The following is a 12,524-nucleotide window of genomic DNA, read 5'->3' on the forward strand; positions in this document are numbered from 1 at the left end:
CGCCACTTTGTCGCCCAGGCTCACCGCTTCGCCCTGGTCGTGGGTCACGTAGACCGTGGTGGAGTTCAGGCGCTGGTGCATCAGTTTCATTTCGGTGCGCATCTCGACGCGCAGCTTGGCGTCGAGGTTGGACAGCGGTTCGTCGAACAGATAGATCTTCGGCCGACGCGCCAGTGCACGGCCCATCGCCACACGCTGTTGCTGACCACCGGAGAGCTGACCCGGCTTGCGGTTGAGCAGGTGTTCGATCTGCAGCAGCTTGGCCACGCGCGCGACTTCTTCGTCGATCGCCGACTGCGGCATCTTGCGGATCTTCAGACCGAACTCGATGTTCTCGCGCACGCTCATGGTCGGGTACAGCGCGTAGGACTGGAACACCATGGCGATGTCGCGATCCTTCGGGCTCATGCCGCTGACGTCCTGGTCGCCGATCATGATCGCGCCACCGGTGATGGTCTCGAGGCCGGCGATGCAGTTCATCAGGGTCGACTTGCCGCAGCCCGACGGGCCGACCAGGATCAGGAACTCACCGTCCTTGATCGACAGTTCGATGTTCTTCAGGGTGTCCGGCAGGCCGGCACCGTAGGTCTTGTTGACGTTGCGAAGTTCGAGCGTTGCCATGATTACCCCTTGACTGCGCCGGCCGTCAGCCCGCGCACGAAATACTTGCCTGCGACCACATAGACCAGCAGGGTCGGCAGCCCGGCGATCATCGCCGCTGCCATATCCACGTTGTATTCCTTGGCCCCGGTGCTGGTGTTGACCAGGTTGTTCAGCGCCACCGTGATCGGTTGCGAATCACCGCTGGAGAACACCACACCGAACAGGAAGTCGTTCCAAATCTGGGTGAACTGCCAGATCAGGCAGACCATGATGATCGGGGTCGACATCGGCAGAATGATCCGCCGGAAAATCGTGAAGAAACCCGCGCCATCCAGACGTGCCGCTTTGACCAGCGCATCGGGAATGCTCACGTAGTAGTTACGGAAGAACAGCGTAGTAAACGCCAGGCCATAGACCACGTGAACGAAGACCAGGCCGGTGGTGGTGCTCGCCAGGCCCATCTTGCCGAGGGTGAACGAGGCCGGCAGCAGCACGGTCTGGAACGGCAGGAAGCAGCCGAACAGCAGCAGACCGAAGAACAGCTGCGAACCACGGAAGCGCCACATCGACAACACGTATCCGTTCAGCGCGCCGATGGCGGTGGAGATGACCACGGCCGGCACGGTGATCTTGATCGAGTTCCAGAAATAACCGTCAACCGTGGCCCAGGCCTTGACCCAGCCGATGCCGCTGACCACGGTCGGCCAGCTCAGCAGGTTGCCGGTGCTGATGTCTTCCGGGGTCTTGAAGCTGGTCAGCAGCATCACCACCAGTGGAATCAGGTACAGCAGGACCGCGAGGATCAGCACCGCGTAGATCGCGACGCGACTCAGGCTGAAGGCGGGTTTGGCAGCGAGACTAGTCATTACGCTTGGTCCTCAGCTCGGAGTACAGGTAAGGCACGATGATCGCGAGAATCGCACCGAGCATCAGAATCGCACTGGCCGAGCCCATGCCCATCTGGCCGCGACTGAAGGTGAAGGAATACATGAACATCGCCGGCAGGTCGGAGGAATAACCCGGGCCACCGGCCGTCATGGCTGCGACCAGGTCGAAGCTCTTGATCGCGATGTGGGCGAGGATCATCACCGCACTGAAGAACACCGGACGCAGGCTTGGCAGCACGACTTTCCAGTAGATGGTCGGCATGCTCGCGCCATCGATCTGCGCGGCACGGATGATCGATTGATCAACCCCGCGCAGGCCGGCGAGGAACATCGCCATGATGAAGCCCGAGGCTTGCCACACGGCAGCGATCACCAAGCAGTAGACCACGCGATCCGGGTCGATCAGCCAGTCGAGACGGAAGCCTTCCCAGCCCCAGTCACGCAACAATTTGTCCAGGCCCATGCCCGGGTTGAGCAGCCATTTCCACGCGGTACCGGTGACGATCATCGAGAGCGCCATCGGGTACAGGTAAATGGTGCGGATAAAGCCTTCGCGACGGATGCGCTGGTCGAGGAACACCGCCAGCAGCACACCGATCACCAGGGTGATGCCGATGAACATGCCACCGAACACCGCGAGGTTCTTGCTCGCCACCCACCAACGGTCGTTGTCGAACAACCGCGCGTATTGCGCCAGACCGGCCCACTTGTAGTTGGGCAGGAACGTCGAGGTGGTGAACGACAGCACGAACGTCCACAGGATGTAGCCATAGAAGCCCACCAGCACGATGAACATGCTCGGCGCCAGCACCAGTTTCGGTAGCCAGCGCTGCAGTGCATCGAACGGCGAGGCTTTGCTGAACACAGCAACAGAACTCATGGGGAAATCCAGAATAATTATGTACGAGGGCATTCCCCTTGTAGGAGTGAGCCTGCTCGCGATTGCGGTGTGTCAGTTGATGAATCCTTTACCTGACAGATCACTATCGCGAGCAGGCTCACTCCTACAGGGGCCAAGGATTACTTGGCCGACTGAACCGCCGCGCCGAGTTTCTTGGCCGCATCGGCCGGATCGGCTTTCGGGTCGTTGATGTAGTTGGTCACCACATCAAAGAACGCGCCCTGCACTGCCAGCGTGGTCGCCATGTTGTGCGCCATGCTCGGCTGCAAGCCGCCGGACTTGGCGTCTGCCAGGAAGTCCTTGGCAGCGGTCTGCGCGCAGGAGTCGAAACCGAGTTTGTCCATGTTGTTCAACATGTCGTTACGCACCGGAATCGAGCCTTTGTTGATGCTGAAGACTTTCTGGAAGTTTTCACCCAGCACCACTTTGGCGATGTCCTGCTGACCGGCCGCAGTGCCTTTGTCTTTCTGCTTGAACACCGCGAGGGAGTCGATGTTGTAGGTGAACGCCTTGTCGGTGCCCGGGAAGGCTACGCACTCGTAATCCTTGCCGGCGACTTTCTTGGCGGCGGTCCATTCGGACTTGGCCCAGTCACCCATGATCTGCATGCCGGCCTTGCCGTTGATGACCTTGGCCGCTTCCAGGTTCCAGTCCTGACCCTTGCCGTCGGCGTCCATGTAGGTCGCGACTTTCTTCAGCTCGGTCAGCGCCTTGACCATTTCCGGGCCGGTCAGCGCCTTGTTGTCCAGATCGACCAGGGCTTTCTTATAGCCATCAACGCCCATGACCGAGAGCACCACGGCTTCGAACACGGTGCTGTCCTGCCAAGGCTGACCGCCGTGGGCCAGCGGGATGAAGCCCGCAGCCTTGAGCTTGTCGCCAGCGGCGTAGAATTCTTCGAGGGTGGTCGGGTTCTTGGTGATGCCGGCTTTCTTGAAGACTTCCGGGTTGATCCACAGCCAGTTCACCCGGTGAATGTTCACCGGTACGGCCACGTAATCACCGTCGTACTTCACGGTATCGGAGACTTTCTTGTCGAGCAGGCTGTCCCACTTCTCTTCTTTGGCCACGTCCTTCAGGACGTCGGTGTCGAGCAGACCGGTGGAGGCCCATTCCTGGATGTCCGGGCCCTTGATCTGGGCGACGCCCGGCGGGTTGCCGGCAACAGCGCGGCTTTTCAGCACGGTCATGGCCGTGGCACCGCCACCGCCGGCGACAGCGCCGTCTTTCCAGGTGAAACCGTCTTTTTCAACTTGCGCCTTGAGCACATCGACAGCGGCTTTTTCGCCACCGGACGTCCACCAGTGCACGACTTCGACCGAACCTTTGGATTCGGCAGCGGAAACACTGAGAGGCAGAATTGCGAGCGGGAACAGGGAGGCGACAGAAATGACAGTAGCGAGGCGAGAAATCGCATTCATCTGAGATGTACCTTTCTTGTTGTTATGCATGCAAGTCTGGTGCTTGCGCTGCACAGGAGTTTAAACAGGACGTTTCCCTTCGCAGGTAACGAAGGGACGTGCAAATGTCACCACATGGTTACACAGGAACAGCCCGGGACAATTGCCCCAGAGCCGTTGCCATACTCGGTGACAAGGGTAGCCGAGGGATCAGTACTGCTTGCCAGGCATGATACAGATCGGGTTTGCCCGGCCAGATATCGGCGCTCGGGCGGTTGTGCGGATCGAGTTCGTGATGCCAGCTGCCGTCACAGCGATCAATGAAATGGTCTTCGCAGAATTCCCAGAACAGCCGGTACCAGGTCTCGTATTGCGCATCACCGGTGCGTTTGAGCAAGGCGCTGGCCGCCGCGCTGGCCTCGGCATGGGTCCAGTGCAAGCGATGGCGCACCACGGCTTTGTTGTCCCAGTCGAGGGTGTAAACGATCCCCGGCGCGCCGTCGACGTCCCAGCCGTTTCGGCTATTCTGCTCGAAGAGTTTTTGCGCATCGGTTGCCAGCCAGCCCGGCGTGAGCATCCCGGCCTGGACCCGCGCAGCTTCAAGGTGCAGCAGCAGCCGCGCCCACTCGAAACCGTGGCCGGGGGTGGTGCCGTAGGGACGGAAACCGTCGGCCGGATTATCACGGTTGTACTCGCGCAGCGGTTGCCAGTCGCGGTCGAAATGCTCGATGACCATGTAGCCGTTGGCGGCGGCGTGACCGTGGATTACCCGCTCGACGATGCGTTGTGCGCGTACCAGCCAGCGTGGATCTTCAGTGACATCGGCCAGCGCGAGGAACGCTTCGGTGGCGTGCATGTTGCTGTTGGCGCCGCGATAGGCCTCTTCTTCGCGCCAGTCGCGATTGAAGAATTCGCGCATGGCGCCCTCTTCTTCGCTCCAGAAATACGTGTCAATGATGTCGATCGCATCATCCAGCAGCGCCTGGGCGCCGGGACGCTGCGCGACCACCGCCGAGCTGGCCGCGAGCGCGACAAAGGCATGCAGATAAGCGTTCTTGCCGGTGTTGCCAGCGCGGTGCTCGGCGACCGCAAACCAGCCACCGTGTAGCGCATCCCGCAGCGGCCCGCGCAGAGCTGCGATGCCGTGATCGACCAGTTCGGCGAACCCCGGCAGCCCCTGAATATGAGCCATGGCGAAACTGTGGGTCATGCGCGCGGTGTTCATGGTTTCGGCTTGCGCGTTCGCCGGCAGACGGCCGCGCTCGTCGAGGTTGCCGAAACCTTCAGGCAGTCTGGAAGCCTTGGCGAACGCCAGCAGGCGCAGGCCTTCGTCGGCGAGCCATTGCTGGTGGGCAGGGGCATTCAGCCAACTGCTGAAGCCTGGGTGGAAAAGATCCATGGGTGGCCTTTTTTGTTGTTATGACTGCGGGGAGTCTAAACAACGGGCCGCGGTGGTCTTGTAACGAAGGGGGCGGGTTTTGTCACTGAGCCGTGACATTAGAAAAGCAAAGTCAAAAGATCGCAGCCTTCGGCAGCTCCTACAGAGTACGGTGTAGGAGCTGCCGAAGGCTGCGATCTTTTGCTCTTCAGTCTACTGAGCGCGGCAACTGCAACGTCACCCGCAACCCACCCTCACGCAGGTTCTGCAACGTCACCTCACCGCCATGGCTATGAGCAATGTTGCGTGCAATGCCCAAACCGAGACCATAACCCTGCTGCTGCCCGGCCAGTCGGAAGTGCGGCTCGAATACCTGCTCCAGCCGCTGCTCCGGCACGCCCGGACCTTCGTCGTCGACGTGCAGGACGAATGCGCGCTCATCGTCGTCGATGTGCAGATGGGCGTTCTGCCCGTACTTCAACGCATTGTCGATCAGGTTACCGATGCAGCGCTTCAACGCCAAAGGCTTGCCCGGATACGCCGCCAGCGCCTTGCCTTGCTGGGTCACGCGGCCATTGCCGTTGGGCGCCAGGTACGGCTCCACCAGACAATCGAGCACATGATTGAGATCCACCGGCTCGATATTCTCGTGGATGTCGGTGTCTTTCACGCATTGCAGCGCGCCTTTGACCAGCAGCTCCAACTCATCCAGATCGCGACCGAACTTGGCTTGCAGCTTCTCGTCTTCGAGCAGTTCGACGCGCAGACGCAGACGGGTGATCGGCGTACGCAGGTCATGGGAAATCGCGCTGAACAACTGGCTGCGTTCGGTCAGGTAGCGGCTGATGCGTTCGCGCATGGTGTTGAACGCACGACCCACTTCCACCACTTCGCTGCCGCCGCCCTCGGCCACCGGTTCGACATCGGCGCCCAGCGACAGATCCCGCGCCGCCCGCGCCAGGCGCTTGAGCGGCCGGCTCTGCCAGTGCACCAGCAAGCCGATGAACAACAGCAAAAAGCCGCTGGTGAGGACGATGAACCACACCTGCTGCGCCGGCAGGCCTTGTTCTTCGAGGCTGGTGTAGGGTTCGGGCAGCAACGAGGCGATGTACAGCCACTCGCCCGGCGCCATCTGGATCTGCGTGACCAGCACCGGCGGATTCACCGGTTCCAGGGTCAACGCGTAATGCGCCCAGGAACGCGGCAGCTCATCGAGTTTCAGCCCGGCATTGAAGATCCGCAGATCCTCGGGGCTGACGAAGGTCACCGAGATATCTGTGTCATGCCCCAGCGACTGACGCAGCACTTCGTCCACCGCCTCGATCACCGCGGCCTTGCGCGGGGTGATCGGCAGCACGTCCATGCCCAGCGGTTTGTCGTTGAGCGTCACCACAAACCGGGTGCCGCCCATGCTGCGCAACTGGTCGAGCACCAGCGGTCGGTACGCCACTGGCAGCGAGCGGAAATAGCTGACGCTGGCGGTCATCGAATGGGCGAGGCTGCGGGCGCTGGTGACCAGGCCTTCGAGCTGGGTGGCGCGCAGTTGCGAGACCCAGATCACGCTCGACAGGGTCTGCGCGAACAGCACCGCGAGCAAGGTCAGCAGCAGCATCCGCCCGAGCAGCGAACGCGGCACCGGGACTTTACTGGCGAGGCTGCGCAGCGACTCAGTGACCATTGCCGGCAACCACATTGGCTGCCAGTTGGTAGCCGCTGCCGCGCACGGTGCGGATCAGTCGCGGCGGTTTTTCCGTATCGCGCAGGCGCTGGCGCAAGCGGCTGACGGCCATGTCGACAATCCGGTCGAGCGGCATCAGGTCACGGCCCCGGGTGGCGTTGCCGATGGTGTCGCGGTCGAGGATTTCCTGCGGATGATCGAGAAACAACTTCAGCAGCGCGAAGTCGGCACCGGAGAGAATCACTTCTTCGCCGTCGGTGTGGAACAGTCGATGACTGACCATGTCCAGCCGCCACTCGTCGAACGCCAGCACGTCGCTGCCGCTGCGCTCCTGACCGAACTGCGCACGTCGCAACAGTGCCTTGATTCGGGCTTGCAGCTCGCGGGGACTGAAGGGTTTGCCGAGGTAATCGTCAGCGCCGAGCTCCAGCCCGATCACCCGGTCGGCTTCGTCGGAACTGGCGGTGAGCATGATGATCGGCACCTGCGCCTGACGCGGGTGCTGGCGCACCCAGCGGCACAGGCTGAAACCGTCTTCATCGGGCAGCATCACATCGAGGATCACCAGATCGCTCGGGGCCTCATTGAGTGCCTGGCGGAAACTGGCGCCATCGGCGGTGGCCCGCACCTGAAACCCGGCGCGGGTCAGGTAGGTTTCCAGCAACTCGCGTATTTCCTGGTCGTCATCGACCAACAATATCGACTTGTTGACTGAGCTCACTTCGAAGGCATCCTTGTTGTTGGAATTGGGGCGGATTATGCCTTAAGCATCGAACTTACAAACACTACAGAAACCCCTGTGGGAACAAACCTGTGGTGAGGGGATTTATCCCCGATGGGTTGCGCAGCGACCCTGGAAAAGCAGGGCCTGCTTCGCAGGCCATCGGGGATAAATCCCCTCGCCACAAAGGCTCACTCCTACAGTTTGATTGCATTTCAGGTCGGGATTGCTTGCTCCAGCGCAACACCGGCACCCACCAGCCCGGAATACGGCGCCGTCACCAGCCACACCGGAATGCCCTTGAAGTAATCGCTCATGCAGCCCTTGTCGGCGAAGCTGCGGGCGAAGCCGCTGTTGACGAAGAAATCGGCAAAGCGCGGAATCACCCCGCCAACGATGAACACGCCGCCACGACCACCGGTAGTCAGCACGTTGTTGCCGGCCACGCGGCCGAGCCAGCAGCAGAACTGCTCCAGCACTTCCAGGGCAATCGGGTCACCGGCCAGACCGGCTGCGGTGATTGCTTCCGGCGTATCAAGCTTCGGTTCATGTCCGTCCACTGCGCAGATCGCCCGGTACACCCGTGGCAAACCGCCGCCGCTCAACGCGGTCTCGGCGCTGACATGACCGATTTCGTTGTGGATGTGCTGCCAGAGCTGGGTTTCACGCGGGCTGCTCAGCGGCAGGTCAACATGACCGCCCTCCCCCGGCAACGCGGCAAACCGGCCTTCGCCCAGATCGAGCAAGGTGCCGACGCCCAGGCCAGTGCCCGGGCCGATCACCACCGCCGGGCGCAACGGCTCCGGCGTGCCTTCGCAGACCACGCGGAATTCGCCGGGCTGCAAACGGGTCATGCCCAGCGCCATCGCCGAGAAGTCGTTGATCAGCAGCAACTGCTCGACCTGCAAGGTCTTGCAGAACGCTGTGCGGCTCAGGCGCCAGTGGTTGTTGGTGAATTTGAATTCATCACCACTCACCGGCCCTGCCACCGAAAGGCACACCGAACCGATCGAACCCGGCGCCAGACCGAGGCCGCTCAGGTAGAGGCTGATCGCCTCTTCCGGGCTGGCGTGGTCGGCTGTTGCCAGCACCTGAACCGATTGCAGTTGCTGGTTTTTCCACAACGCGAACCGCGCGTTGGTGCCTCCGATATCACCGACCAAAGCCAGTTTCAATTAAGCGTCTCCAGGGCAGAAGTGAAGGCGCTGGCGCCCTGCTCCGCCGAGCTGATGTTGTTGCCCAACAGGCCTTTGGCGGGTTCGCGCGCTGCAAATTCGGCGGCGTCGACCTTGAGTTCCAAAGTGCCTTTGACGCCATCGACGCGGATGATATCGCCCTCTTGCACCCGCGCCAAAGCACCACCGACATAAGCTTCAGGGCTGACGTGAATCGCCGCCGGGATTTTCCCCGACGCGCCGGACATGCGCCCGTCGGTGACCAGCGCGACTTTGAAGCCACGATCCTGCAGCACGCCGAGGAACGGCGTCATCTTGTGCAGTTCCGGCATGCCGTTGGAGCGCGGGCCCTGGAAGCGCATCACCGCGACAAAATCCTTCTCCAGCAGACCGGCCTTGAACGCATCGGCCAAGTCCTGTTGATCCTGGAACACCATGGCCGGCGCTTCGACGATCTGGTTTTCCAGCGCCACCGCGGAAACCTTCATCACGCCGCGACCAAGGTTGCCTTCCATCACCCGCAGACCGCCCTCGGCGGAGAATGCACGGGCGACCGGGCGCAGGATGTTTTCGTCGAGGCTTTCGATCGGGCCTTCGCGCCACACCAGCTCACCGTTATCGAGGAACGGCTCTTTGGTGTAGCGGCTCAGACCGTGGCCGAGCACGGTGTTGACGTCTTCGTGCAGCAGGCCCGCTTCAAGCAGCTCACGGATCAGGAACGACATACCGCCAGCGGCCTGGAAGTGGTTGATGTCGGCCTTGCCGTTCGGGTAGACGTGGCTCAGGGTCGGCACGACTTCGGAGAGGTCGGCCATGTCCTGCCAGGTCAATTGAATACCCGCAGCCATGGCGATGGCCGGCATGTGCAGGGTGTGGTTGGTCGAGCCGCCGGTGGCGTGCAGCGCGACGATCGAGTTGACCAGTGCCTTCTCGTCGACGATTTCGCCGATCGGCATGAAGTTGCCGTTCTGCTTGGTCAGACGCGTGACCTGATGCGCGGCTTCGCGGGTCAGGGCATCACGCAGCGGGGTGTTCGGGTTGACGAAAGACGCGCCCGGCAAGTGCAGGCCCATGACTTCCATCAGCAACTGGTTGGTATTGGCGGTGCCGTAGAAGGTGCAAGTGCCCGGGCTGTGGTAGGACTTCATCTCCGATTCCAGCAGCTCTTCGCGGGTCGCCTTGCCTTCGGCGTACTTCTGCCGCACGTCGGCTTTTTCCTTGTTGGAAATCCCCGAGACCATCGGCCCGCCCGGGACGAAGATCGTCGGCAGATGGCCGAAGCGCAGGGAGCCCATCATCAGGCCCGGCACAATCTTGTCGCAGATGCCGAGCATCAGCGCGCCGTCAAACATGTTGTGTGACAGCGCCACCGCCGTGGACATGGCAATCACTTCGCGGCTCGGCAGACTCAGCTCCATGCCCGGCTCGCCTTGAGTCACGCCATCGCACATCGCCGGCGTACCGCCGGCGAACTGGCCGACCGAGCCGATTTCGCGCAAGGCGTTTTTGATCTGCTGGGGAAAGACTTCGTACGGCTGGTGCGCCGAGAGCATGTCGTTATACGAAGAAACGATGGCGATGTTCGCCGAGTTCATCATCCGCAAGCTGTGCTTGTCTTCGCTGCCGCACCCGGCCACGCCGTGGGCGAAGTTGGCGCATTGCAGCTTGCCGCGCATCGGCCCGTCGGTCGCGGCGCCGCGAATCAGTGCAAGGTAAGCCTGACGCGTGGCGCGGCTGCGGGCGATAAGCCGTTCGGTGACCTCAAGAACGCGGGGATGCATGTGTAGAACTCCAGGCTAACGGATGTGGCGACCTGATTGTCTATGCTGATCAAACGCCGTTGTTGTTGGAATGACAGACGGCTTTTTTGACCATTCGGACCAGTTGATTCAGGTCACTCGTTGTAGATAAAACAAAATATTGCCACTAAAAAGGCTTGTTTTCTATTTTTATGCGAATAATCTTGTAATTCCAACAACAAAACGACGGCGGCGCTGTTCAATGACTCTTCGAATCGCAATCAATGGTTTTGGCCGCATCGGCCGTAATGTCCTGCGCGCACTGTATACCCAAGGCTATCGACAGGATTTGCAGATCGTCGCCATCAATGATCTGGGCGACAGCTCGATCAATGCCCATCTGCTCAAATACGACACCGTTCACGGCACATTCGACGCCGAAGTGGCCCATGACAATGAGAGCCTGACGGTCAATGGCGACCGCATTTCGGTCAGCGCGATTCGCAACCCGGCCGACCTGCCGTGGGCCGCGGAAAAAATTGATGTGGTGTTCGAATGCACCGGTCTGTTCACCGACCGTGCCAAAGCCGCCGCGCATCTTACTGCCGGCGCCCGCAAAGTCATCATCTCGGCCCCGGCCAAAGGCGCCGACGCTACGGTGGTTTATGGTGTGAACCACGACATTTTGCGCCAGTCGCACCAGATCATCTCCAACGCTTCGTGCACCACCAACTGCCTGGCGCCGGTGGCGCAGGTGCTGCACCGCGAGCTGGGCATTGAGAGCGGTCTGATGACCACGATTCATGCCTACACCAACGACCAGAACCTCACCGACGTTTACCACACCGACCCGTACCGCGCGCGTTCGGCCACACAGAACATGATCCCGAGCAAGACCGGCGCCGCCGAAGCGGTAGGCCTGGTGCTGCCGGAACTGGCAGGCAAACTGACCGGCATGGCCGTGCGGGTGCCGGTGATCAATGTGTCGCTGGTGGACCTGACGGTGCAGCTGAAGAAGGAAGCCACGGCCGAGGAAGTCAACGCGCTGATGAAGGCGGCCAGCCAGCACTCGAAAATTTTGGGTTACAACACGTTGCCGCTGGTTTCCAGCGATTTCAACCACAACCCGCTGTCGTCGATCTTCGACGCCAACCACACCAAGGCCAGCGGCAAACTGCTGAAGGTGCTGGCCTGGTACGACAACGAATGGGGCTTCTCCAATCGCATGCTGGATAACTGCCTGGCGCTCTGCAACGCCGAGTAATTCCCTATTCCTGTAGGAGTGAGCCTGTTCGCGATTGCGGTCTGTCAGTCATAGAAGTTGTGACTGGGCGGCCGCTATCGCGAGCAGGCTCACTCCTACAGGTTTTTTGCTGTATTCAAAATCAAGGCTTGACCACTCGACTAGATGATAAGCATTATCATTCGCTCGAAATGGATCAGGTTCCCCCGTGAGTCAATCGCGCTTCAATCATGTCTTCCTCTCTCAGCGCACCTCGCTGCTGCGCACGATCGAGCGGATGGTCAACAACCACAGCACCGCCGAAGACCTGTTGCAGGAGACCTACCTGCGCGTCACGCGGGCGCTGAGCGAGCGCGCCATCGATCACCTTGAGCCCTTCGTGTTTCAGACTGCGCGCAACCTGGCGCTCGATCATTTGCGTGCGCGCAAGATCCAGTCACGAACCATGGTCGATGACGTGCCGCAGGACGTGGTGCACAGCGTCGCCGCCCCCGCCAGCAGCGCCGAAGACGCCGCCCACGCCGAACAATTGCTGGAGCGCCTGAACGTGAGCCTCAGTCAACTCAGCCCGCGTCAGCAGCAGATTTTCATCCTCAGCCGCCTGCTCGGGCACAGCTATCAGGAAATCGCCGACGAGTTGAACGTATCCCTCAGTACCGTGCAGAAGGAACTCAAGCTGATCATGTCGATCTGCATCGGTGTTGCCGAGCGCTTGGATGGCGACTGAGCTCGCGGGCAATTTCTGTCAGCATCAGCATCGACTGCACTGATCATCGGGCTTTGCTACCCTTGCCCGACT

General features: G+C 61.0%; 11 protein-coding genes. 2 read left to right on the forward strand and 9 right to left on the reverse strand.

Annotation, left to right across the window (positions count from 1 at the left end; all coding sequences use genetic code 11):
• The 9 genes from ACIOUG_RS19105 to edd all read right to left on the reverse strand — a co-directional run.
• Positions 1 to 621, reverse strand: a 621-nt coding sequence (locus tag ACIOUG_RS19105) for an ABC transporter ATP-binding protein (RefSeq protein ID WP_401067730.1), incomplete at its 3' end; no start/stop codon positions are given.
• A gap of 2 nt (positions 622 to 623) precedes the next feature.
• Complete coding sequence (locus ACIOUG_RS19110) at positions 624 to 1,469, reverse strand: carbohydrate ABC transporter permease (RefSeq protein ID WP_047599569.1); 846 nt, start codon at positions 1,467 to 1,469, stop codon at positions 624 to 626.
• On the reverse strand, positions 1,462 to 2,370 hold the full coding sequence (locus ACIOUG_RS19115; RefSeq protein ID WP_007917874.1) for a carbohydrate ABC transporter permease: 909 nt from the start codon (positions 2,368 to 2,370) through the stop codon (positions 1,462 to 1,464). The genes ACIOUG_RS19110 and ACIOUG_RS19115 overlap by 8 nt, the downstream gene beginning before the upstream one ends.
• 140 nt (positions 2,371 to 2,510) lie before the next feature.
• Positions 2,511 to 3,812 carry an ABC transporter substrate-binding protein gene (locus ACIOUG_RS19120; RefSeq protein ID WP_007969316.1) on the reverse strand — a complete coding sequence of 434 codons (1,302 nt, stop codon included), beginning with the start codon at positions 3,810 to 3,812 and terminating at the stop codon, positions 2,511 to 2,513.
• A 118-nt stretch (positions 3,813 to 3,930) separates the two neighbouring features.
• Positions 3,931 to 5,190: an AGE family epimerase/isomerase gene (locus ACIOUG_RS19125; RefSeq protein ID WP_401067733.1), complete on the reverse strand. Its 1,260-nt coding sequence runs from the start codon at positions 5,188 to 5,190 to the stop codon at positions 3,931 to 3,933.
• Positions 5,191 to 5,377: 187 nt separating this feature from the next.
• Complete coding sequence (locus ACIOUG_RS19130; RefSeq protein WP_401067735.1) at positions 5,378 to 6,847, reverse strand: ATP-binding protein; 1,470 nt, start codon at positions 6,845 to 6,847, stop codon at positions 5,378 to 5,380.
• On the reverse strand, positions 6,837 to 7,568 hold the full coding sequence (locus tag ACIOUG_RS19135; RefSeq protein ID WP_003227460.1) for a response regulator: 732 nt from the start codon (positions 7,566 to 7,568) through the stop codon (positions 6,837 to 6,839). The genes ACIOUG_RS19130 and ACIOUG_RS19135 overlap by 11 nt, the downstream gene beginning before the upstream one ends.
• Before the next feature lie 215 nt (positions 7,569 to 7,783).
• Positions 7,784 to 8,743, reverse strand: a complete 960-nt coding sequence (locus ACIOUG_RS19140; protein ID WP_401067737.1) for a glucokinase — start codon at positions 8,741 to 8,743, stop codon at positions 7,784 to 7,786.
• Positions 8,740 to 10,524: a phosphogluconate dehydratase gene (edd, locus tag ACIOUG_RS19145; protein WP_401067740.1), complete on the reverse strand. Its 1,785-nt coding sequence runs from the start codon at positions 10,522 to 10,524 to the stop codon at positions 8,740 to 8,742. Before edd ends, ACIOUG_RS19140 begins: the two co-directional genes overlap by 4 nt.
• 220 nt (positions 10,525 to 10,744) lie before the next feature.
• On the opposite strand from edd, the gene gap reads away from it, so the two are divergent.
• A complete protein-coding gene (gene gap / locus ACIOUG_RS19150; protein WP_401067743.1) occupies positions 10,745 to 11,746 on the forward strand; it encodes a type I glyceraldehyde-3-phosphate dehydrogenase in 1,002 nt (333 codons plus the stop codon).
• A gap of 187 nt (positions 11,747 to 11,933) precedes the next feature.
• Positions 11,934 to 12,452, forward strand: a complete 519-nt coding sequence (locus ACIOUG_RS19155) for an RNA polymerase sigma factor (protein ID WP_401067746.1) — start codon at positions 11,934 to 11,936, stop codon at positions 12,450 to 12,452.
• Positions 12,453 to 12,524: the final 72 nt, after the last annotated feature.

Source organism: Pseudomonas sp. NPDC087803, from assembly GCF_044742995.1.
Classification (GTDB): domain Bacteria; phylum Pseudomonadota; class Gammaproteobacteria; order Pseudomonadales; family Pseudomonadaceae; genus Aquipseudomonas.

Bases quoted from the DNA above. Each gene is read 5' to 3' on its own strand.
- ACIOUG_RS19110 (WP_047599569.1), bottom strand. From the start codon at position 1,469: ATGACTAGTCTCGCTGCCAAACCCGCCTTCAGCCTGAGTCGCGTCGCG.
- ACIOUG_RS19115 (WP_007917874.1), bottom strand. From the start codon at position 2,370: ATGAGTTCTGTTGCTGTGTTCAGCAAAGCCTCGCCGTTCGATGCACTG.
- ACIOUG_RS19120 (WP_007969316.1), bottom strand. From the start codon at position 3,812: ATGAATGCGATTTCTCGCCTCGCTACTGTCATTTCTGTCGCCTCCCTG.
- ACIOUG_RS19125 (WP_401067733.1), bottom strand. From the start codon at position 5,190: ATGGATCTTTTCCACCCAGGCTTCAGCAGTTGGCTGAATGCCCCTGCC.
- ACIOUG_RS19130 (WP_401067735.1), bottom strand. From the start codon at position 6,847: ATGGTCACTGAGTCGCTGCGCAGCCTCGCCAGTAAAGTCCCGGTGCCG.
- edd (WP_401067740.1), bottom strand. From the start codon at position 10,524: ATGCATCCCCGCGTTCTTGAGGTCACCGAACGGCTTATCGCCCGCAGC.
- gap (WP_401067743.1), top strand. From the start codon at position 10,745: ATGACTCTTCGAATCGCAATCAATGGTTTTGGCCGCATCGGCCGTAAT.